This is a genomic window from Mycobacterium sp. (genome assembly GCF_036490025.1).
Lineage (GTDB): Bacteria > Actinomycetota > Actinomycetes > Mycobacteriales > Mycobacteriaceae > Mycobacterium.
Genome location: NZ_DASXEP010000009.1, coordinates 41,213 through 62,090 on the forward strand (window position 1 = coordinate 41,213; position 20,878 = coordinate 62,090).

Below are 20,878 nucleotides of genomic sequence, written 5' to 3' on the forward strand. Positions count from 1 at the left end.
AATTCCATCAAGCAAGGAGGACACGATGTCCACGATTCATTTCCACCGGTCGACAGCATCTACCCCGGAGCAGTTCATCGCCGGGCTCACTGACTTCGGACCGGGCCGTTCCGCTATCTTTCCGAACAGCGCGGACGGCGACCTCATAGTGCACCACAAGGGCGCGCGTTACGCCGATGTCACCGAAGGCTCAGGCGGCATCTGGGAACGCCTGCACTACGACTGGTCCGATCCCAACCACGTCACGCTGAAGACCACCGACTCGAACACCTGGGGAGGCGCGTCGGGCTACGTCTACACCCTCAGCCCGCGTCCCGACGGCACCACGAATGTGGACGTCGTCATTGTCCGCGAGGGCAAAAACCTCAAGGGACGCGTCCTGGCGGCCGTACTCGGCACCATCGGCAAGGGCGTATTAAGGAAGGCATTCGTCCAGAGCGTCAAGGCCATCGAGACGCGCAGCGACGCCGAAATTCGGCGATAACCGCTGTCAAAATTAACCAGCCTAGCCACATAACCTTCAATGGAGAGGAATTGATATGCGCGCCATCCAGATTGAACGGTTCGGCGACCCCGCACAGGTGCTCCGCGTCGTCGACATCGAGGAGCCGCCGCCACCGGGCCCGCATGAGGTTCTGGTGAGCGTTGAGCTCTCGCCGTTGAACAAACACGACCTACTGGTTGTCAGCGGCGTGCTGGCGCAACCACCCCTGCCCCACATACCCGGCGCAGAGGGGGTCGCGCGCGTGCTTGCCACTGGCGCCGAGGTCGATGGACTGCAGGTCGGCGATCTGGTCGTGCTACCCCTGTATGCCGGAGCGTGGCGTGAGCGGCTCGTCGTGCCCGCCGACGGCCTGTTCGCACTCCCCGACGGCGGCGACATCGAGCAGTACTCGATGCTGGGCAGCAACCCCCCGACGGCAGGGTTGATGCTCAGTGAATGCACACCCTTGCAGCCCGGTGACTGGGTGGTGCAGAACGCCGCGAACTCCGGTGTGGGACGGTCATTGATCGCGCTAGCCGAACTTCGTGGACTGAAGACGATCAACCTGGCCCGTGACGATGCAACGTTCGCCGAGCTCACAGCAGCCGGGGCCGACGTGGTCCACGTCGATGACCCCGATGCGGTCGGCGATGTTCGAGCAGTGATCGGCGACGCGCGAGTGGCGCTGGCAGTGGAAGCCGTCGGTGGTCCGGGGGTGGGGCGGCTGCTCGAATTGCTGTCCGACGGTGGATGCTTGGTCAGCTATTCCTGGGCCAGGGACGAACCCATGTGGGTCGATACCTCGACACTGGTCGCCAAGCACCTCACCGTCCGCGGATTCTTTATCGGCGACTTCGACTACCGCGACAAGGTGGTGCCTGTCATTCGTGAGGCGGCACCGCTGGTGGCCGATGGCACCCTCGTGGTCCCGGTGGCGGGCGTGTATCCCCTGGAGCACGTCGAGGACGCGGTGCAACATCTCCTCCGTGGCGGCAAGATCCTGCTGAAAGTGGCGGGGCGATGAACGCGCGCAAAGCGGGCGGCTGAAGATTGGGCACTTTCGTCAGACAAACGTGAGACAAAGTTGTTCGCCACGAGCTGAGAACTGGCCCGCCACGGCTCTGGCGTCGGCTGGGCTCCCGCTTGATCTGGTCGTAATAGGTCGATGGGGCGATCGGCACACCCAGCTCGGTCAGCTGTGCGCAGATCGACTCGACACCCCACCGCAGACCATCGGGGCCGTCGCAGTGGCCCTGACGGTCTGCAATAAACCGGGCGATTAGTGCTGTGGCCGGTCGAGCTCGGCCGTGAAGAAAGCCGACGCGGTCTTCAAAATAGCGTTGGCCCTTCGCAATTGGGCGTTCTCACGCCGCAGCGCTTCGGCTCAGCCGATTCGTCGGTTGTGATTCCGGGCCGCCGAGCCGACATCAACCTGGCCCTGGCGCACCCACTTGCGCACCGTCTCCGCGCAGCCGACCCCGAGCAGCCGGGCAACCTCGCTGATCGCTACCCACTCCGAATCGTGCTGATCGCTGATCTCTGCAACCATCCGAACCGCGCGCTCACGCAGCTCCGGCGGATACCTTCTCGACGAACCACCTGACATGACCCCAACTTCCCAAGAAGTGGAGTCTCTGGAAATGCCGGGGCGGTTCAGAGAGCTGAGAGCTGACGTAACCAAACCGCCAGCGCGACCGTGGCTTACGCCCGGTCGCGCTGGCGCAGCTTTTCGGCCAACCGGCGGTTCACCGCAGCGGGCAGCAGCTCGGACACATCACCGCCAAGCAGCGCGACCTCTTTGGCCAGCGACGACGACACGAACGAATACCGCGGCGTGGTGGCTACGAAGAACGTGTCGACGCTGGCCACATGCTTGTTCATCTGCGCCATCTGCAGTTCGTATTCGAAGTCGGTGCCTGTTCGCAGACCCTTGACGATGGCCGTCATCCCGCGGGACCTGACGAAGTCGACAACCAAACCTTGTCCGGCCTCCACGCGCAAGTTGGGCAGATGCGTCGTCGACTCCTCGATCATCGCGATCCGCTCGTCGATGTCGAACATGCCCTTCTTGGCGGGATTGATCAGGATCGCCGCGACCACTTCGTCGAATTGCGCCGTGGCCCGTTCAAGGACATCGATGTGGCCCAACGTCACCGGATCGAAGGACCCCGGGCACACGGCGCCGCTCATACGCGCGGCCGACGATGCAGAGCGAAGCGATGACGAGGAGCGGCGCTCATGACCCGCGCCGCCGACGATGCAGAGCGAAGCGATGAGGAGGAGCGGCGCCCATGACCGATGACGGTACACGTTGACTTACAGCCATTCGGCCAGCTCCAGGCGGGTGTCGCCGTAAACCCGCTGCTGCCAGGGCTGCCAACCGCGCGCCCAGTTCAGCGAAGGACTTGCGGCAGCACGCTCCACCACGACGACGCTTCCTTCGCGCACCCAGCCGTTACCGGCCAATGCGGTCAGCAGGGCCTCGACGTCGCTCGCCGCGACGTCGTACGGCGGATCGGCGAGCACAAGGTCTACCGGCGCTGCGGGTCGGGCAGCCAGCACGGCCGCCACCAGTCCGCGCCGCACCGTCGCACCGGGCAGGCCGAGTGTTGCAATGTTGCGCTCGAGCACCGTCACCGCCCGGCGGTCGGACTCGACGAACAGCGCCGACACCGCGCCGCGCGACAGTGCCTCGAGGCCCAGCGCGCCCGAGCCCGCATACAGGTCGAGCACCCTGAGACCGGTCAGGTCCAGGCGCGCCGTCACGATGCCGAACAGCGATTCGCGCACCCGATCGGTGGTCGGCCGGGTTCCCCGGGGCGGGACGGTGATGCGCCGCCCCCCGGCGACCCCGCCGACGATGCGCGTCAGGCGAGCACCACCAGCAAGTCCCCGCCCTCAACCTGCGCGGTGGCCGACACCGCCACCCGCTCTACGGTTCCGTCAGCGGGGGCGGTGATCGGGGCTTCCATCTTCATTGCCTCGATGGTGGCAATGGTCTGGCCGGCGCTGACCTTGTCGCCGACCGATACGCCGACGGTGACAACGCCGGCGAAGGGCGCAGCGACGTGGTTCGGGTTGGCCCGGTCCGCCTTCTCGGCGGCCGGAATCGCGCTGGCGATGCTGCGATCACGCACCTCCACCGGTCGGAGTTGACCGTTGATGATGCACATCACCGTGCGCATGGCGCGTTCGTCCGGCTCGGAAATCGCCTCGAGGCCGATCAACAGCTCCACGCCGGGTTCCAGTTGCACCCGGTGCTCCTCGCCTTGTCGCAGGCCATAGAAGAACTGGTTGGCCGATAACCGCGACGTGTCGCCGTAGGCCTCTCGGTGGGCTTCGAATTCCTTTGTCGGACCGGGGAATAGCAGGCGGTTGAGGGTGGCCTGACGCTTCTGCCCCAGCAGCGCCAGCGTGTTCTCGTCCTCCGGAGTCAATTCCTGCACCGGCTTGGCTTCGGCCCGGCCGGCCAAAGCTTTGGTGCGCAGGGGTTCGGGCCAACCGCCGACCGGATCGCCCAACTCGCCGCGCAGGAACCCAAGAACCGACTCAGGGATGTCGAAATGCCCCGGATCCGAGGCGAATTCATCGGCGCTCAGCCCCGCACCGACAAGCGCCAGCGCCAAGTCACCAACCACCTTGGACGATGGCGTGACCTTGATCAGCCTGCCCAGCACCCGATCGGCGCCGGCGTAGGCCTCTTCGACCTCCTCGAACCGGTCCCCCAGCCCGAGTGCAATGGCTTGCTGACGCAGGTTCGACAGCTGGCCGCCGGGGATCTCGTGGTGATAGACCCGTCCGGTCGGTCCCGGCAACCCGGATTCGAAGGGCGCGTAGACCTTTCGCAGCGCTTCCCAATACGGCTCGAGTTCGCAGACCGCCGACAGCGACAGTCCGGTGTCGTACTCGGTGTGCGCGGCGGCCGCGACGATCGAGCTCAGCGCGGGCTGGCTGGTGGTTCCCGCCATCGGAGCGGCCGCGCCGTCGACCGCGTCCGCACCGGCCTGCCAAGCCGCAATGTAGCTGGCCAGCTGGCCTCCGGGCGTGTCGTGGGTGTGCACATGCACCGGCAAGTCGAAGCGACTGCGCAACGCACCGACCAATTGCCGCGCGGCCTGCGGCCGTAGCAGCCCGGCCATGTCCTTGATGGCCAGCACGTGTGCGCCGGCGTCCACAATTTGCTCGGCGAACTTCAGGTAGTAATCCAACGTGTACAGGTTCTCGTCCGGATCGGACAGGTCCCCGGTGTAGCACATCGCGACTTCGGCTATGGCGGTTCCGGTTTCACGCACCGCGTCGATCGCCGGGCGCATCGAGTCGAGATTGTTCAGCGCGTCGAAAATCCGGAAGATGTCGATGCCGGTGGCGGTGGCCTCCTCGACGAATGCCGAGGTGACCAGCTCTGGATACGGCGTGTAGCCAACGGTGTTGCGGCCGCGCAGCAGCATCTGCAAGCAGATGTTGGGTATCGCTTCGCGCAATTCCGCCAGCCGTTCCCAGGGATCCTCTTTGAGAAAGCGCAGCGCCACATCGTATGTCGCGCCACCCCAGCACTCCACGGACAACAGATGCGGCATCGTCCGGGCCAGATATGGAGCCACCATGTTCAACCCGCTGGTGCGTACCCGGGTGGCCAACAGCGACTGATGCGCGTCGCGGAAGGTCGTGTCGGTGACGCGCACCCCGGATGAATCACGCAGCCAGCGAGCAAAACCCTCGGGCCCCAATTCGATCAACAGCTGCTTGGAACCGGGGGGCGGAGCTTTCGCCAGATCGACGTCGGGCAGTTTGTCGTGCGGATACACCGTCGACCGTCGCGAGCCGTGTGGCTTGTTGACGGTCACGTCGGCCAGGTAGTTGAGAATCTTGGTGCCGCGGTCGGCTGACGACCGCGCCGTGAGCAACTGCGGACGTTCGTCGATGAACGACGTGGTGACGTGGCCGGCCTGAAAGTCCGGGTCGTCCAGAACCGCTTGCAAGAACGGGATATTCGTCGACACACCACGGATGCGGAACTCGGCGATGGCACGCCGCGCCCGGCTGACCGCCGTCGAAAAGTCGCGTCCTCGGCAGGTCAGCTTGACCAGCATGGAATCGAAGTGGGCACTGATCTCTGCGCCGAGATTGGTGCCGCCGTCCAGCCGGATGCCTGCCCCGCCCGGACTCCGGTAGGCGCTGATGCGCCCGGTGTCGGGCCGGAATCCGTTGGCCGGGTCTTCGGTGGTGATCCGGCACTGCAGCGCCGCGCCGTGCGGACGGATGTTCTCCTGGCTCAGGCCCAAATCGTCGAGAGATTCCCCGGACGCGATGCGCAGCTGGCTGGAGACCAGGTCGACATCGGTGATCTCCTCGGTCACGGTGTGCTCGACCTGGATCCGCGGATTCATCTCGATGAATACGTGATGCCCGCGCTCGTCGAGCAGGAACTCCACCGTGCCCGCGCAGCTGTATCCGATGTGGCGCGCGAAAGCCACCGCGTCGTCACAGATCTTGGCCCGCAGATCCTCGGCCAGGTTGGGGGCGGGTGCCAGCTCCACCACCTTCTGGTGGCGCCGCTGCACGCTGCAGTCCCGCTCGTAGAGGTGGATCACATTGCCATACGTGTCGGCCAGGATCTGGACCTCGATATGGCGCGGATTGATCACCGCCTGCTCGAGGTAGACCGTCGGATCCCCGAACGCGGACTCCGCTTCGCGGCTGGCTGCCTCGATCGCCTCGGGCAGCGCGGCGGCGTCGCTGACCCGCCGCATCCCGCGACCCCCGCCCCCGGCAACCGCTTTGACGAACAACGGGAATTGCATGTCGCCCGCGGCGGATACCAGCTCGTCGACCGATGCCGACGGTGCCGAGGACGTCAGCACAGGCAGGCCGGCTTCGCGCGCGGCCGCGACGGCACGCGACTTGTTACCGGTCAGCTGAAGCACTTCGGCGCTGGGGCCGACGAATGTGATGCCCGATCGCGCGCAGGCGGCAGCCAACTCGGGGTTCTCCGACAAGAAGCCGTATCCGGGATACACCGCATCGGCACCCGCACCACGGGCAGTGGCGACGATGTCGCGGACAGATAAATAAGCGCGCACCGGGTGGCCGACGTCGCCGATCTGATAGGACTCATCGGCCTTCAGGCGGTGCAGCGAATTTCGGTCCTCGTACGGGTAGACAGCGACGGTGCCGACACCAAGCTCGTAGGCGGCCCGAAAGGCCCGGATGGCGATCTCGCCGCGATTGGCAACCAGCACTTTGGAGATCACGTGTGTCCCTATCTTCGGTTTCAGATCAACGTCGACCAGTAGTCCCAGAACCGCGCCACGATCAGCAGGAAAACGGCGGTGAACCAGAGTGTGGCAATCGACCACCGCCAATGGTAGAGCCCGCGCGCAACGAGCCCGCCACGGTCTTCACCCGCTGGCCCGAACGCGATCGAGGCAACCACAACCAGCAGCGAGATGGTCGCCACCCACACCACCATGCAGTACGGGCATAACGCCCCGATCCGGTAGAGGCTCTGGAATATCAGCCAGTGCACGAACCCGGCGCCGGCCAGTGTCCCCAGTGTCATACCAATCCAATACCAATGCGGCAGCGGCACTTTCGTTATCGCCAACACGCCGGTGACCGTGACGACCGCGAACGCGCCGATTCCGATCAGCGAGTTCGGAAAGCCCAGCGCCGATGCTTGCGGCGTGGTCATCACCGATCCGCACGACACGATCGGGTTGATGTTGCACGACGGAACGTACGACGGGTTGAGCAGGATCTCGATCTTCTCGACCGTCAGCGTGGCCGAGGAGATCAATCCGAGCACTCCCGCGATCAGTATCCACCACGCGCCGGCCACTGAGACGGCCGCCGAAGATCCTAAGGGCGATATCGAATTCTCTACCGGTCCATCGGGTTTGGCTGACGCCGTGGCGGTCATGACGCCGGTGGGGTCGCAGCCGAGTCGATTCCGGGCACATCCCCGACGATCTCTTTGACCTTGGCGACGAACGCATCCGGGGTCGACCACTGATAGTCCTGGCCGTTGATGCGCACCGTCGGGGTGGCGTGAATACCGGCCGACGTGGCCAATCCATCGACCATGGGGAGGTACTTGCCGGCCTTGACGCACTCCGGGACCTTGCCGACGACCCCGGCCTCGCGGGCCAACTCGATCAGCTTCGCGTTGTCGGGGAACGTCGTTCCGGTCTCCGACGGCTGAATGTCCTTGGTGTACAACGCGGTGTGGAATCGCCGGAAGGCATCGATCGACTCGTCGGCGACGCAATAGGCGGCGTTACCGGCCCGCGACGAGTAGTCCTCGTTCTGCGCCCTGCTCAGCAGCCCGACCATGTAATAGTCGGCGGCGATCGCACCGTTGTCGATCAGCTTCGACACCGTCGGCCCAAACCCCCGCTCGAAATTACCGCAGGCCGGGCAGAGGAAGTCCTCATAGAACGACACCACCGCTTTCGGATCGTGACCGCCGTCCTTGGTGACCAGCTTGCTCGACGTCACCCGGATCGCCCGTGCGCCGTTGGCTGCCGTCTTCTTGTCATGCGAGATCACGATGTAACCGACGAGGACGACGGCGAACAGCACCACGATCGAGGTGAGACCGATTCTGACCAGCAGGTCGCGTCGGCGCCCCGCGGCGTTCAGGTCGTATCTGGCTGGACGGTTTGATTTGGCGGCTTTATCGCCCATGGGGTTGCTCACACTCCGGATAGTCGGCTTCGCAGTCCGACCGCGGTGCGATCGGCGATAGCGCCTAAGCCTACCGGCGGCGGTACCGCCAGGTCAGACGCGGCTGAGGTGTGCCCGCAAGGCTGAAATCAACTCCGTGGTCGCCTGCGCGCTACCGCCGCCCAGTGGAAACAAGCTGGCGAACCCGTGCGTCAGCGATCCCATCGACCGCAGGTCGACGGGCGTGCCGGCCGCGCTCAGTGCCGCTGCGTAGCGGTCACCTTCGTCACGCAACGGATCGAAGCCCGCGGTTGCGATCAGCGCGGGCGGCAACCCGGCCAGCGACTCGGCCAACAGCGGCGAAACCCTTGGGTCCGCGCGGTCGAGGGCGGAGCCGCCCAGGTACTGCTCGCTGAACCAGTCGATATCGGCTTTGGTGAGCAGAAGACCGTCGGCGAACAAGCTCAGCGACCTGGTCCGGGCAGTGAAGTCGGTGGCCGGGTAGATCAGCCACTGCAGCGCCGGTTGTGGGCCCTGGGGATCCTTGTCGCGCGCCAGCTGCGACACGACGGCCGCCAGGTTGCCTCCGGCGCTGTCGCCGCCGACGGCCACCTTGTCCGGGATCGCGCCGAGGTCTTCGGCGTGTTCGCAGGCCCACTTGAACGCCGCATAGGCGTCGTCGACCGCGGCCGGTGCCGGGTGCTCTGGGGCCAGCCGGTAGTCGATGGACAGCACGTGGACGTCGGCATCACGGCAGGTCAGCCGGCATAGCGGGTCATGGGTGTCCAGGTCGCCGATGGTCCAGCCGCCGCCGTGGTAGAAGACCACCAGCGGTGCCGGATCCGAGGTCGCCGGGAGGTAATGCCGCGCAGCGATCGGGCCGGCAGGTCCCGGGATCGAGACGTCGCGGACGCCCACATGGATCTGCGGAACGGCGAAGGCAACCGTCATCTCACGCAGCTGAGCCCGCGAGATGGCGGCGTCTTGACCCAGCACCAGGCCGTTCAAACCGAACGCTCGCAGCCCGGACAGTGCCAGCTGCAAGGTGAGGTCCAGTGTGTTGCCGTCGATGATGACCGCACGGCCGCCCGACAACAACCGTTTGGCACTGGTGGGCACCCAGGGAATCACCTTGAGGCCGACGCTGGTGGCCACGCTCTGCAGCCGGTTGGCCCAGCCACCGGGCCTGAGCTGCTGATCCGGCACACCTGGCAGACTTCGTGTCATGGCTGTCCCCTTAGTCACGCTCAACGACGGTAATTCCATCCCCGCGGTCGGATTCGGCGTCTTCAAGATCCCGCCCACCGACACCGAGGAGGCGGTGAGCACCGCGCTGCACGCCGGATACCGACACATCGATACTGCGGCCGTGTACGGCAACGAACGCGAAACTGGCCGCGCGGTCGCCGAGTCCGGCGTGCCCAGGGACGAACTTTACTTGGCCACCAAACTGTGGAACTCCGAGCAGGGTTACGACAGCACACTGGCCGCGTTCGATGCCAGCATGGACCGGCTGGGGCTCGATTACCTGGACCTTTATCTGGTGCATTGGCCGATGCCCAAGCTGAATAAGTTCGTCGACACCTTCAAGGCGTTCGCCCACCTGCGTGACCAGGGCCGGATCCGGTCGATCGGAGTCAGCAATTTCCAGCCCGAGCACCTCGGTGTTCTCGTCGACGCCACCGGGATCGTGCCAGCCGTCAACCAGGTCGAGCTGCATCCGCGGCTGCCGCAAACCGAGCTCCGGGAGGTTCACGCCCGCCTCGGCATCGCGACCGAGGCATGGGGACCGCTCGGGCAGGGCTCGCTGCTGACCGATCGCACCGTCACCGCGGTAGCCGAGCGCTGTGGGCGAACACCCGCCCAGGTTCTGATTCGATGGCATATTCAGCTCGGTAATATCGTGATCCCCAAGTCGGTGAACCCTGAGCGGATTGCGAGCAACTTCGGCGTGTTCGATTTCGAACTAAGCGAAAAGGACATGGCGTCAATCTCTTCGCTCGACGACGGAAACCGGCTCGGTCCTGATCCACGAACCTTCGACTTCACAGGCAGGTGAATGATGCCGGGCGGCCCTGACCTTTCTGTCCCCTCCATTGCGCTCAACGACGAGAACACCATGCCGGTGATCGGCCTCGGCGTCGCGGAATTGTCCGACGACAAAACCGAGCGGGCCGTCTCCACCGCGCTGGAAATCGGCTACCGGCTGATCGACACCGCCGCGGCGTACGGCAACGAAGCCGCCGTCGGCCGTGCGATCGCGGCGTCCGGGATTCCCCGCGCGGAGCTGTTCGTCACCACCAAGGTGGCCAATGCCGACCAGGGTTTCAACACCACGCAGGACGCCGTGAAGGTCAGCCTGGACAAGCTCGGGCTGGACTATGTCGACCTCTTCCTCATCCACTGGCCGATGGCGCAGCTGGGTAAATACGTGGATTCATTCGGCGGCTTGATCCAGTCTCGCGGCAACGGACACACCCGGTCGATCGGGGTGTGCAACTTCAACGAGGAATACCTGGAGACGGTGATCGACCTGACCTTCTTCACCCCCGCGGTCAATCAGATCGAATTGCACCCGCTGCTCAACCAGGCCGACATGCGCGCGGAGAACGCGAAGCACAACGTCGTCACCGAGGCCTATAGCCCGCTGGCGGTCGGCAGGCTGGTGGACAACCCCACGGTGACCTCGGTCGCCGGCGAATACGGCCGCACCCCTGCCCAGGTGCTGATCCGGTGGAGCATTCAGCTTGGCAACGTGGTGATCCCGCGTTCCGGCAACCCCGAGCGGATCGCCAGCAATTTCGACGTCTTCGATTTCGAGTTGGCGGCCGAACACATGGAAGCCCTCAACGGACTCAATGACGGCACCCGGGTGCGCGAGGATCCGCTGACCTACACCGGCACCTAGCCCCACTATCCGGTCGGGCAGGTCGCTGCGGCCTGACGCAGAACGTTGCTCGACACCAGATCGACGGGGAGCCCGTAACCGCGTGACACCGCGATGAATTGCATCGCGTACTGGCACCAGAACGCGTGGTTCGGCGGCATCCAGAGACCCGGCTGGGAGTCGCTCTTGTCCTCGTTGGCCGGACCCGACACCGCGAGCAAGTTGGCCGGGTCGTTGGCGAAGCGGATGCGCTGGGCGACGGGCCAGTCGTAGGCTCCCATGTCCCAGGCCAGCGCCAGCGGCACGATGTGGTCGATCTGCACCGCCTCGCCGATCTTGGCGCCGCGGTGAAAGTTGATCGTGGCGCTGGTGTACGGGTCATGCAGGGTGCCGGTCTCGACGGCGTCGGGGCAGTGTTTGGTCCACCCGAATGTCTTGTCGAGCAGGTCGCGGTTGAGGATGTCGTCGCGGGTATCGCATCCGTTGTGTCCGCCGGGCGCATCGTTGTCGTCGGTCCAGGCGTCGCCAAAAGCTGCACGACGGTAGTCGTAGCGATGAATTCGCAGCGGCGCCACCGTGATTCCGCCCAGCGCGTCAGCGCCGGGTTGCAGTGTCGGCACGTCGGCCCGGGCCGCGAACTCCCGGTTGCGTTCTCCCGCCGACGTGACTATCACCTGATAGGCGACCAGCACGGCGAGTATCGCGGTCGCCGACAGCCATAGCAACGTCCTGCGCGTCATGACTTGTCCAGGAATTCGATGCGTTCGCTGCCGGTGAAAGGTGCTGCCAGTAGCGACAATCCGGGATGTGAGCCCTGGTCGTCGTAGACCTGCTCACAGAAGTGGCGAGCCGCCTCGATGACGTCGCGATGATCGATCAGCGAGAGTAGTCGCAGCGTGATTGCACGGCCGGACTGGCTGCGGCCCAACACATCTCCTTCACGGCGTTCCCGCAGATCCAAGTCGGCGAGTTCGAACCCGTCGAGTGTCCCGGCCACCGCGCTCAACCGCCGGCCCGGCCGGGAATGCGGCGCGGCCCAGCTGGCCAGCAGACAGATGCTGGCGTGTTCGCCCCTACCGATGCGGCCACGCAGTTGATGCAGCTGGCTGATGCCGAAGCGGTCGGCGTCCATCACCAGCATCACAGTTGCGTTGGGAACGTCGACGCCGACTTCGATGACGGTGGTGCAGACCAGCACATCGATCTCGCCGGCACGAAATGCCGCCATCACGGCGTCCTTCTCGTCGGCGGTCAGCCGCCCATGCATGAGTCCCAGCCGAAGACCGGCCAGCTGGTCGCTGCCTAACCGCGCATAGAGTTCTTCCACTGTCGCCGAAGGCCTTTGATGCTCCTCGCTCTGGCCGCCGCTGTCGGTGTCATCGATTCGCGGGGCCACCACGTAGGCCTGGCGTCCTTCGGCGACTTCTTCGATGATGCGATGCCAGGCCCGGTCCAGCCAGCCCGGTTTGTCGTTAACGAAGATGGCGGTGGTGGTAATCGGCTGGCGCCCACGGGGAAGTTCGCGCAACGTCGACGTTTCCAGGTCGCCGTAAACGGTCAGGGCCACCGTCCGCGGTATCGGCGTGGCGGTCATCACCAGCAGATGCGGGGTGATCCCGGCAGGCGCCTTGGCGCGCAACTGGTCTCGCTGCTCCACGCCGAACCGATGCTGCTCGTCGACGACGACCATGCCGAGCCGGTGGAACTCGACTGCGCCCTGCAGCAGTGCATGCGTGCCGACCGCGATTCCGACCTGGCCGCCGGCGATTTCGCCGCGAACTTGCTTCTTCTGGGCCGGCGACAACGAGCCGGTCAGCAGCGCCAGCCGGGTGGCATTGTCGTCACCGCCGAGCTGACCGCCCATCGCCAGTGGCCCGAGTATGCCGCTGATTGACTGAAGATGCTGTGCTGCAAGTACTTCCGTCGGTGCCAGCAGTGCACATTGGTAGCCGGCGTCGACCATCTGCAGCATCGCCAACACCGAAAGGATCGTCTTGCCGGAACCGACTTCGCCTTGCAACAGTCGGTTCATCGGCCGGGTCGCGGCGGTTTCGGCGGAGAGCATCTCGAGCACCTCGCGCTGGCCGGTGGTCAACTCGAATGGCAAGCGCTGCAGCAGTTCCTGCTTGAGCCCGTCCGCCCTCGACGGCGCCGGCGGACCGGATTGGGCCAGCTCGCCGTGGCGCCGACCGACCAGTGCCCACTGCAGGCCCACCGCCTCGTCGAAGGCCAACCGTTCACGGGCTCGCCGCCGGTCGGCGTCGTTCTCGGCAAGGTGGATAGCACGCAGGGCCTCATCTTCGGATGCCAGATGGTGTGCGGCACAGAGTTTCTCGGGTAGCGGGTCGGGTACGGGATCGAGCACCTCGAGTACCTGCCGAACGCAGTTGAAGATATCCCAGCTCTGCAACTTGGTGCTGGCCGGATAGATCGGGTAGAAGGTGCGCTCGAACTCTTGCTGCAACACTTCCCCGCTCACCGCACGCGAGGCGTCGGCGATCATCTTCAGCGCCCTGCTGCCGTGATTCTTTCCATCCGCTGAATCCAGCACCAGGAAGTCGGGGTGGGTGAGTTGCATGGCGCCGCGAAAGTAGCCCACTTCCCCGGACAGCATGACGCGGGCGCCTTTGGCCAGTTGTTGCTGAATCCACTTCTTCGGGTGGAAGAACGTCGCGGTGACCTTGCCTCGGCCGGACCCCAGCGTGACACGAAACAGCTTGTCCTTGGGGCGGCTTTTGATCGAAAGCAATGCTGTGTCGGTGATCTCGTCGACCAGCGTGACGTGTTCACCTTCCGGCGGTTGTTCATCGTCGGCGCCCCGAACGGTGGTGCCTTCGACGTAACTACGCGGGTAGTGGCGGAGCAGGTCGTCGACCGTGCGGATACCGAACACCTCGTCGAGCGGGTTCGCGGCCTTGGCACCGACGACGTAGTCCAGGCGGTCGCTGAGCGTCGCCACGGCTACTCGACCCCGATCAGCAGCGCGTCGCCGCGGTGCCCGGTCCGATAGATCGCGAGTTCACTGCCGGGGTGGTGGTCGTGCACGTGCGCCCGCAGCCCCGACTCGACGGAGTCCACGTCGATGCCCGCACCGACGAGCACGGTCACCAGCTCACCGCCGGCACCCAGCAGTAGATCGATCAGGCCGGTCGCGGCGGAGACCACGTCGGGTGCCACGATCAGCACTTCGCCGCCGGCAATGCCCAGCCCGTTGCCGGGGTCGCAGGTGCCTGCCCAGGTCAACGCCGTTTCGGTCGCGACCCGCACTGCCCCGTGCCGGGCGCTGCCCGCGGCGTGCGCCATCGTGTAGCCGTCGTTGACGGCTTGGCGGCCCGGTTCGTGCACCGCGAGCGCGGCCAGGCCCTGCACCATCGACCCGGCGGGCAGCGGCACCACGTCGATACCCCACCCGATCGCCGCCGTGCAGCCGGCCACCAGTTCCTCGGCGAGCACGTAGCCGTTGGGCAGCACCATCACCTGGGCGGCGCCGGTGTCGACGACGGCGCGCAACAGCTGCTGAGCGGTGATCACCGTCGTCGGGTCCTCGGCCAGTGGGTCGGGCCGCAGCACGCAGGCACCTTCCCCGCCGAACAACGCAGCCGCGCCGTCACCGTCGACGACAGCGAGCACGGCGCGTTCTCGGGTCCAGCTGCCCGGCGGCAGTCCGCCGGTGCCGCTGGTCAGCATCGATATCTGGATTCGCCGCGGGTCGCCGAACGCGAGACCCGCTTCGATCGCCGCCCCGGCGTCATCGGTGTGGACATGGACCGAATAACCACCGACGACACCCGAGGTCGCGATGGCCACCGACTCACCCAGCCCATCCAACCGCTCACGCAAGAAGTCGGCGCCCTCGGTGTCGCACCCGCCCAGCAGATACATCACCTCGAATTGGGGCGCCGGGGGCCGCGCGGCGATCTCGACCGGCTGGCGGCGCGGGGCCGGCTCGTACACCTTGCGACTCGGCGCCTGCCCGGTGACCGTCGAGCGCAGCGCGTCGAGAAGAACCAGCAGGCCCCGGCCACCGGCGTCGACCACGCCCGCATCACCGAGCACGTCGAGCTGCTCGGGAGTTTTCTCCAGCGCGACCACCGCGGCGTCACCAGCGGCGGTGACCGCCCCCGACAGCCCTCGGCCGGCGTTCGCGGCCTGTTCGACCGCCTCACCGGCGGCCTTGAGCACCGAGACGATCGTCCCCGGGATCTCACGGCCGCCCATCGATGTGACCACCAGGTCGACCCCGCGGTGCAATGACGCGCCGAGCAGCGCGTCGTCGATCTCATACAGTTCGCCGGCGGACTCGGCGGCGGCGCGGGCGGTGACGTCGGCGATGCCGCGCAGGATCTGGGACAGGATCACCCCCGAATTGCCTCGGGCGCCGTTCAGCGCGCCTGCGGAGAGTGCCGCGGCTGTTTTAACGACGTCGGTGGAGTTCGCCTCGGTGTTGGCCTCTGCCAGCGCCGAGCGCATGGTGAACAGCATGTTCACCCCGGTGTCGGAATCGGCGACCGGGAACACGTTGAGCCGGTTGATCTCGTCGATGTGGGTGATCAGGTCGCCGACGGCAGTGTGCGCCCAGTCACGCAACGCGGAAGCATCCAGCGCCCGACCCGGCTCATCTGGCCCCGACCCCACCTGGCTCAACCCCACTCGAAAGGCACCTCCTCACGCCGCCGTCGGTGGGCGCCAGCCTATCTAGTGCAAACGACAGCACTGATCACTTGACACCCGCCGATTGTTGATCGTTTTGGCGGTTCTGCCCGGCGGCAGCTATTCTGGCCAGGTTGCCGGGCCCGCCGTAAGGCCCTTGGCCCCAGAATCTGAGGAGTTTCGCGTATGGCTGCCGTCTGCGATATCTGCGGGAAGGCCCCCGGCTTCGGCAAGTCGGTGTCGCACTCCCATCGCCGGACCAGCCGTCGATGGGATCCCAACATCCAGAGCGTGCGCGTGGCCGACCGTCCCGGCGGCAACAAGCACCGCATCAACGTCTGCACGTCGTGCATCAAGGCCGGCAAGGTCGTCCGCGGCTAGCAGCCTTCAGCACCGCGCGACCACGTGGAGGCCAGACTAGGGCAGCTGCCAGTCGACCGGCTCCCCGCCCATCTGCGTCAGTAACTCGTTAGCCCGGCTGAACGGACGCGAACCGAAAAATCCCCGCGACGCCGATAGCGGTGAAGGATGCGGTGATTCGATCGCAAGGCAATCGCTGCCGGCCAACATCGGCTTGAGCGTCGAGGCGTCGCGGCCCCACAGAATGGCCACCATCGGCTGGCGACGATCGACCAGCGCACGAATCGCGCACTCGGTGACAGCCTCCCAGCCCTTGCCGCGATGGGACGCCGAGTTACCCGGCTGGACGGTCAGCACTCGGTTGAGCAGCAGCACCCCGCGCTGCGCCCACGGCGTCAGGTCGCCGCAGGACGGCGCCCGAAAGCTCAAGTCGCTGACGTATTCGGTGAAAATATTGTCCAGGCTTCGCGGCAACGGCCGCACATCAGGGGCCACCGAGAAGCTCAGGCCGACAGCGTGTCCGGGCGTCGGGTACGGATCCTGGCCCACGATCAACACCCTCACCTTGTCGAAAGGAAAGGTGAAGGCGCGCAACACGTTTTCCCCGGCCGGCAGGTATCCACGGCCGGCTGCGATCTCCGCACGCAGGAATTTGCCCATGGTGGCAACCTGCTCCTCGACAGGCTGCAACGCAGTCGCCCAGCCGTCCTCGATGAGTTCACCCAGCGGCCGAGCGGTCACGTCAATTCCTTTCGCCGGGCAGTCGCGTCGACGGTCACCCTAATGGCCCGAACGACTGCCAGCCCGCGTACCCGCGCCACGGTTCGCCGTCGACGAGCACCCCTGCCGGGCCGTCGAGAATGCGCCCGATCACCCGCCACCCCGCGGGAACGGGACCGGCGAACGCCGCGACCAGCGCATGGTCCTCGCCTCCGCCGAACACCCAGTTCCACGGGTCGACGCCGACGGCTCCGGCAGCGCCCACCAATACCTCGCGGTCGGCGCTCAGCGCTTCGGTACTCAAGTCGACGGCCACGCCGGACGCTTCGGCCAGATGGCCCACGTCACCGACCAAACCATCAGAGACGTCGATCATCGCCAAGGCGCCCGCATCGGCGGCCACCCGACCCTGCCGATAGGGCGGTTGGGGCACGAGGTGGCGTCGTCGCAACTCGTCGAATCGATCAATACCGTTGTGCCATAACGCATAACCAGCGGCGGAATACCCTAGTTCGCCGGAGACGGCGAGCTGCGAGCCTGGCCGCGCGCCAGATCGCAGCACCGGTGCCCGGCCGGACAAATCGCCGAGCACCGTCACCGACACCACCCACTGCGGGCTGCTGACCAGGTCTCCCCCAACGATGCTCGCGCCGATCCGGCCGGCCTCGTCCCACATCCCGTCGGCGAGCGCGTTGACCTGTGCGGTCGGGGTTTCGGCGGGCGCGCCGAAGCCGACGACGAACGCCGTGGTCCGTGCGCCCATCGCCTCGATGTCGGCGGCGTTCTGCGCCATGGCTTTACGGCCGACATCGTGGGGTGTCGACCAATCCAGCCGGAAATGCCGCCCCTCGACGAGCATGTCCGTGGAAATCACCACCCGACCGTCGGCGGCCACCACCACCGCGCCGTCGTCACCGGGCCCGAGAGCGACATCGACCGACTCAGACCGACCCTGAGTCATCCGTTCGATCACCCCAAACTCGCCGAGCTCGCCGAGCGTGCGGTCGGACTCGTCGCTGTCCACGCCACCTCCTTGCCGATTGCCGTCTTCGAACAACGGTAGGTTCGAGTGCGCCGAGTTCGAGCAGAGGGTGAGGTAATGGCCAACTCCGACGGTCCGCCACGGGCGATGCTGATTGCCGCCCTGATCGTGTCAGTCGGTGCCGTTGGCGTCATTCTGGCGATCGCGGCCACCCGCCACCGGGTCACACCAGTCGTGGTGGCCGCCGTCCCGGCGCCGCACGCACAAGATGGCGCCTGTCAAAAGCTGATCGAAGCGCTGCCTCAGCGGCTCGGCGCCTACACCCGGGCTCCGCTGGTGCAACCGGCCCCGGCGGGCGCCGCCGCCTGGCGGACCCCGGACGCCGCCGATCCAGTGGTGCTGCGCTGCGGTCTCGACCGTCCCGCCGACTTCGTCGTCGGCTCGCCGATCCAACTGGTCGACCGGGTGCAATGGTTCGAAGTCAACCAAGATCAGCGATCCACCTGGTACAGCGTCGATCGGCCGGTCTATCTGGCGTTGACGCTGCCGCCGGGCTCCGGACCGACGCCGATCCAGCAACTCTCCGAGCTGATCGACCGGACCATGCCGGCGCGGCCGATCACTCCATCGCTGGGCTCTTAGCGCAGGCCCATCCCGCGCGACAGCGCCGTGTCGACCATGGTGGCCAGCAAGGTTTGATAGTCGACGCCGCTGGCTGCCCACATCCGGGGATACATCGAGATCGTGGTGAATCCGGGCATCGTGTTGACCTCATTGATCAGCGGACCGTCTTCGGTGAGGAAGAAGTCCACCCGGGCCAGACCCCGGCCGTCGATGGCCTTGAACGCACGAATCGCCAACTCGCGCACGGCATCACCTACGTCGTCGTCGATCTTGGCGGGCACGTCGAGTTCGGCGGCATCGTCGAGGTATTTGGTCGCGAAGTCGTAGAAGGAGTCCTCACGTCCGCGGACTCCGGCTACCCGGATCTCGCCGACGGTGCTGGCTTGCACTGTGCCGTCTGGGAATTCGAGCACGCCGCATTCCAGTTCACGGCCCACGATCGCGGACTCGACGATGACCTTCGGGTCGTGCTGACGGGCGTAAGCGATTGCCGCGGGCAACTCCTGGCGGTTGGACACCCGGCTGACTCCGATCGAGGAACCGCCGCGCGCAGGTTTGACGAAGACCGGAAGCCCAAGCCGGTCAAGATGTTTGGCGTCAAGGGTGGACTCCGATGGCCGCAGCACGGCGTAGTCGCCAATCGGAAGCCCCTCAGCGACGAGCAGCTTCTTGGTGAACTCTTTGTCCATTCCCGCCGCGCTGGCCAGCACGCCGGCGCCGACGTACGGCACGCCGGCGAGCTCGAGCAATCCCTGGATGGTGCCGTCTTCTCCATATGGACCGTGCAGGACCGGGAAAACCACGTCGACCGATGCCAGCACCTCAGCCCCGCCGGGCGACAGCGATACCAGCTGGCCGGCCCGGCCCGGGTCGGCGGTCAACGCCAGCTCGGCGCCCGATTCGGAGGTCACCCCCGGCAACTGCCGATTGGCGATCGCCAGCGCGTCCGGATCCCCGTCGGTGAGCACCCACGAGCCTTCCGGGGTGATGCCCACCGCGACGACCTCGAACCGGTCCGGGTCCAGGTTGCGCAAAATGCTGCCCGCCGAGACGCATGAGATCGCATGCTCGTTGCTGCGTCCGCCGAAGACGACGGCGACCCGGATGCGACCGTGATCGGGCGTCCTGGACGGCGGGCGGGGGTTCACAAACAGTGAGGCTACCGTCTGGGCGCCGCGGTGCTGGTTACCAGCTCATTCCGGCTTGGTGCTGCGCCCCAGCAGGGCAACCACCGCCTCGTCCACCGATAACCCCTTGTGGCAGACGCGCTGAACTGCGTCGGTCAGGGGCATCTCGACGTCATAACTGGTGGCCAGGGCCAGCACCGACTGGCATGACGTCACCCCCTCGACGACGTGCCCGCCCCGCGCACGCAGCGCAGACTCCATCGTCTCGCCGCGGCCCAGACTTTCGCCGAAGCTGCGGTTACGCGACCGGGGCGATGTGCAGGTGGCCACCAGATCGCCCACCCCCGCCAGACCCGCCAGCGTCGCCCCTTTGGCTCCCACAGCGATCCCCAACCGGATGGTCTCCGCCAGTCCGCGGGTGATGATCGCGGCCGCGGTGTTTTCGCCGAGGCCGACTCCGGCCGCCGTCCCGCAGGCCAGCGCGATCACGTTCTTGCAGGCCCCGCCGATCTCGGTACCGATCACATCGGCGTTGGTGTACGGCCGGAAGTAGGCGGTGTTCAACATGCGCTGCAGGGCAACCGCACGACCGGAATCAGTACACGCGATGACGGTGGCCGCGGGTTGTTCGTCGGCGATCTCGTTGGCCAGGTTCGGCCCGGAAATGACCGCGACCTGTGACTGATCGACGCCGGTCGCGGCAATGATCACCTGGCTCATCCGCATCAGCGTGCCTAACTCGATGCCCTTGGCCGCGCTGACCAGGGTGGCGCCCCCGGAGAACAGACCCGCCCAGTGTTCGAGATTGGTCCGCATCGTCTGCGCGGGCACGGCAAGTAGCACCGTCCTCGCCCCGGTCAGCGCCTCGGCCGGGTCAGCGGTCGCGCGGATGCCGGCCGGCAACTGCACGCCGGGCAAATAGGCGGAGTTATGACGACTGCCGTTGATTTCGGCGGCGACATCCGAACGTCGTGCCCACAGGGTGGCCTCGCCACCGGCGTCGGCCAGAAGCTTGGCGAGCGCCGTGCCCCACGCACCGGCGCCCATTACCGCTGTAGTCGTGGGCATGGTCTGCCTCGATCTCCGTCTCGTCAGTCTGCTCTAACTTCCGGCGTTTCACGGTAGCCCAGCGACGATGCAGGCCGGAACGGCCTGAGGAGGAGGTGGGCAATCAACTCCAGCCCAGCGACGATGCAGGCTGCCCGGCGATCGGCACTGGCAGGATGGGCGCGTGAGCACCCGCCAAGCCGACGCCGATGGTGATGTCGGCTTGATCGTCGCCGTCAAGCGACTGGCGGCGGCCAAGACCCGGTTGGCGCCGATGTTCTCCGCATCACGGCGGGAGAGCATCGTTTTGGCCATGCTGGTCGACACGCTCA

Annotated in this window: 19 protein-coding genes and 2 pseudogenes; 7 read left to right on the forward strand and 14 right to left on the reverse strand. The window is 66.2% G+C overall.

All coding sequences use genetic code 11. The annotated features are described in order from the left end of the window. The first annotated feature begins 25 nt into the window (after positions 1-25). A complete protein-coding gene (locus tag VGG53_RS01060) occupies positions 26-484 on the forward strand; it encodes a hypothetical protein (RefSeq protein WP_331516096.1) in 459 nt (152 codons plus the stop codon). Positions 485-539: 55 nt separating this feature from the next. After that, a complete protein-coding gene (locus VGG53_RS01065; RefSeq protein ID WP_331516097.1) occupies positions 540-1,508 on the forward strand; it encodes a zinc-dependent alcohol dehydrogenase family protein in 969 nt (322 codons plus the stop codon). Positions 1,509-1,593: 85 nt separating this feature from the next. Here VGG53_RS01065 and VGG53_RS01070 read toward each other — a convergent pair. From VGG53_RS01070 to VGG53_RS01100, 7 genes and pseudogenes are all read right to left on the reverse strand, one after another. Next, a pseudogene (locus VGG53_RS01070) lies at positions 1,594-2,090 on the reverse strand (transposase); the annotation flags it as partial. A 95-nt stretch (positions 2,091-2,185) separates the two neighbouring features. Beyond that, entirely contained in the window at positions 2,186-2,674 is a 489-nt protein-coding gene (gene coaD, locus VGG53_RS01075; protein WP_331516099.1) for a pantetheine-phosphate adenylyltransferase, read from the reverse strand. Between the two features lie 126 nt (positions 2,675-2,800). Continuing rightward, complete coding sequence (rsmD, locus tag VGG53_RS01080; protein WP_331516116.1) at positions 2,801-3,355, reverse strand: 16S rRNA (guanine(966)-N(2))-methyltransferase RsmD; 555 nt, start codon at positions 3,353-3,355, stop codon at positions 2,801-2,803. Beyond that, the gene (locus tag VGG53_RS01085; RefSeq protein WP_331516100.1) at positions 3,352-6,735 is read right to left on the reverse strand and encodes a pyruvate carboxylase; all 3,384 of its coding nucleotides are present in this window, start codon (positions 6,733-6,735) and stop codon (positions 3,352-3,354) included. The genes rsmD and VGG53_RS01085 overlap by 4 nt, the downstream gene beginning before the upstream one ends. Positions 6,736-6,755: 20 nt before the next feature. Continuing rightward, on the reverse strand, positions 6,756-7,403 hold the full coding sequence (locus tag VGG53_RS01090; protein ID WP_414688847.1) for a vitamin K epoxide reductase family protein: 648 nt from the start codon (positions 7,401-7,403) through the stop codon (positions 6,756-6,758). Further along, positions 7,400-8,170 carry a DsbA family protein gene (locus tag VGG53_RS01095; protein WP_331516118.1) on the reverse strand — a complete coding sequence of 257 codons (771 nt, stop codon included), beginning with the start codon at positions 8,168-8,170 and terminating at the stop codon, positions 7,400-7,402. The genes VGG53_RS01090 and VGG53_RS01095 overlap by 4 nt, the downstream gene beginning before the upstream one ends. A 93-nt stretch (positions 8,171-8,263) precedes the next feature. Continuing rightward, the gene (locus VGG53_RS01100; RefSeq protein WP_331516101.1) at positions 8,264-9,376 is read right to left on the reverse strand and encodes an alpha/beta hydrolase; all 1,113 of its coding nucleotides are present in this window, start codon (positions 9,374-9,376) and stop codon (positions 8,264-8,266) included. On the opposite strand from VGG53_RS01100, the gene VGG53_RS01105 reads away from it, so the two are divergent. Both VGG53_RS01105 and VGG53_RS01110 read left to right on the forward strand, forming a co-directional pair. Next, positions 9,375-10,208: an aldo/keto reductase gene (locus VGG53_RS01105; RefSeq protein WP_331516103.1), complete on the forward strand. Its 834-nt coding sequence runs from the start codon at positions 9,375-9,377 to the stop codon at positions 10,206-10,208. The two genes, VGG53_RS01100 and VGG53_RS01105, sit on opposite strands and share 2 nt — an antisense overlap. Continuing rightward, positions 10,209-11,057: an aldo/keto reductase gene (locus VGG53_RS01110; RefSeq protein WP_331516104.1), complete on the forward strand. Its 849-nt coding sequence runs from the start codon at positions 10,209-10,211 to the stop codon at positions 11,055-11,057. It begins immediately after the preceding gene. A gap of 5 nt (positions 11,058-11,062) precedes the next feature. Here VGG53_RS01110 and VGG53_RS01115 read toward each other — a convergent pair whose 3' ends face one another. From VGG53_RS01115 to VGG53_RS01125, 3 genes are read right to left on the reverse strand one after another with little or no spacing between them, the layout of a single operon-like run. Further along, the gene (locus tag VGG53_RS01115) at positions 11,063-11,776 is read right to left on the reverse strand and encodes an HNH endonuclease family protein (RefSeq protein WP_331516105.1); all 714 of its coding nucleotides are present in this window, start codon (positions 11,774-11,776) and stop codon (positions 11,063-11,065) included. Next, the gene (gene recG, locus VGG53_RS01120; protein ID WP_331516106.1) at positions 11,773-13,995 is read right to left on the reverse strand and encodes an ATP-dependent DNA helicase RecG; all 2,223 of its coding nucleotides are present in this window, start codon (positions 13,993-13,995) and stop codon (positions 11,773-11,775) included. Before recG ends, VGG53_RS01115 begins: the two co-directional genes overlap by 4 nt. Positions 13,996-13,997: 2 nt before the next feature. Next, the gene (locus tag VGG53_RS01125; protein ID WP_414688848.1) at positions 13,998-15,680 is read right to left on the reverse strand and encodes a DAK2 domain-containing protein; all 1,683 of its coding nucleotides are present in this window, start codon (positions 15,678-15,680) and stop codon (positions 13,998-14,000) included. A 192-nt stretch (positions 15,681-15,872) separates the two neighbouring features. Between VGG53_RS01125 and rpmB the strand changes: the two genes are divergently transcribed. Further along, positions 15,873-16,067, forward strand: a complete 195-nt coding sequence (gene rpmB / locus VGG53_RS01130) for a 50S ribosomal protein L28 (protein ID WP_331516107.1) — start codon at positions 15,873-15,875, stop codon at positions 16,065-16,067. Positions 16,068-16,103: 36 nt separating this feature from the next. Here the strand turns inward: rpmB and VGG53_RS01135 are convergent, their stop codons facing one another. Next, positions 16,104-16,787: a uracil-DNA glycosylase gene (locus VGG53_RS01135; protein WP_331516108.1), complete on the reverse strand. Its 684-nt coding sequence runs from the start codon at positions 16,785-16,787 to the stop codon at positions 16,104-16,106. A gap of 34 nt (positions 16,788-16,821) precedes the next feature. Next, a complete protein-coding gene (locus VGG53_RS01140; RefSeq protein ID WP_331516109.1) occupies positions 16,822-17,790 on the reverse strand; it encodes a thiamine-phosphate kinase in 969 nt (322 codons plus the stop codon). A 75-nt stretch (positions 17,791-17,865) separates the two neighbouring features. Here VGG53_RS01140 and VGG53_RS01145 point away from each other — a divergent pair, with 75 nt between their 5' ends. Then, complete coding sequence (locus VGG53_RS01145) at positions 17,866-18,390, forward strand: DUF3515 domain-containing protein (RefSeq protein ID WP_331516110.1); 525 nt, start codon at positions 17,866-17,868, stop codon at positions 18,388-18,390. Here the strand turns inward: VGG53_RS01145 and VGG53_RS01150 are convergent. Both VGG53_RS01150 and VGG53_RS01155 read right to left on the reverse strand, forming a co-directional pair. Continuing rightward, on the reverse strand, positions 18,387-19,520 hold the full coding sequence (locus VGG53_RS01150) for a D-alanine--D-alanine ligase family protein (RefSeq protein ID WP_331516111.1): 1,134 nt from the start codon (positions 19,518-19,520) through the stop codon (positions 18,387-18,389). The genes VGG53_RS01145 and VGG53_RS01150 overlap by 4 nt on opposite strands. A gap of 45 nt (positions 19,521-19,565) precedes the next feature. Then, positions 19,566-20,567 carry an NAD(P)H-dependent glycerol-3-phosphate dehydrogenase gene (locus tag VGG53_RS01155; protein ID WP_331516112.1) on the reverse strand — a complete coding sequence of 334 codons (1,002 nt, stop codon included), beginning with the start codon at positions 20,565-20,567 and terminating at the stop codon, positions 19,566-19,568. 163 nt (positions 20,568-20,730) lie between these two features. Between VGG53_RS01155 and VGG53_RS01160 the strand changes: the two are divergent. Then, positions 20,731-20,878, forward strand: a pseudogene (locus VGG53_RS01160) (2-phospho-L-lactate guanylyltransferase); the annotation flags it as partial.

Coding starts and splice junctions, on each gene's coding strand:
- VGG53_RS01110 (WP_331516104.1), top strand. CDS start 10,209: ATGATGCCGGGCGGCCCTGACCTTTCTGTCCCCTCCATTGCGCTCAAC.
- VGG53_RS01100 (WP_331516101.1), bottom strand. CDS start 9,376: ATGACACGAAGTCTGCCAGGTGTGCCGGATCAGCAGCTCAGGCCCGGT.
- VGG53_RS01115 (WP_331516105.1), bottom strand. CDS start 11,776: ATGACGCGCAGGACGTTGCTATGGCTGTCGGCGACCGCGATACTCGCC.
- VGG53_RS01095 (WP_331516118.1), bottom strand. CDS start 8,170: ATGGGCGATAAAGCCGCCAAATCAAACCGTCCAGCCAGATACGACCTG.
- VGG53_RS01155 (WP_331516112.1), bottom strand. CDS start 20,567: ATGCCCACGACTACAGCGGTAATGGGCGCCGGTGCGTGGGGCACGGCG.
- VGG53_RS01105 (WP_331516103.1), top strand. CDS start 9,375: ATGGCTGTCCCCTTAGTCACGCTCAACGACGGTAATTCCATCCCCGCG.
- VGG53_RS01145 (WP_331516110.1), top strand. CDS start 17,866: ATGGCCAACTCCGACGGTCCGCCACGGGCGATGCTGATTGCCGCCCTG.
- rpmB (WP_331516107.1), top strand. CDS start 15,873: ATGGCTGCCGTCTGCGATATCTGCGGGAAGGCCCCCGGCTTCGGCAAG.
- coaD (WP_331516099.1), bottom strand. CDS start 2,674: ATGAGCGGCGCCGTGTGCCCGGGGTCCTTCGATCCGGTGACGTTGGGC.
- VGG53_RS01065 (WP_331516097.1), top strand. CDS start 540: ATGCGCGCCATCCAGATTGAACGGTTCGGCGACCCCGCACAGGTGCTC.
- VGG53_RS01060 (WP_331516096.1), top strand. CDS start 26: ATGTCCACGATTCATTTCCACCGGTCGACAGCATCTACCCCGGAGCAG.
- VGG53_RS01090 (WP_414688847.1), bottom strand. CDS start 7,403: ATGACCGCCACGGCGTCAGCCAAACCCGATGGACCGGTAGAGAATTCG.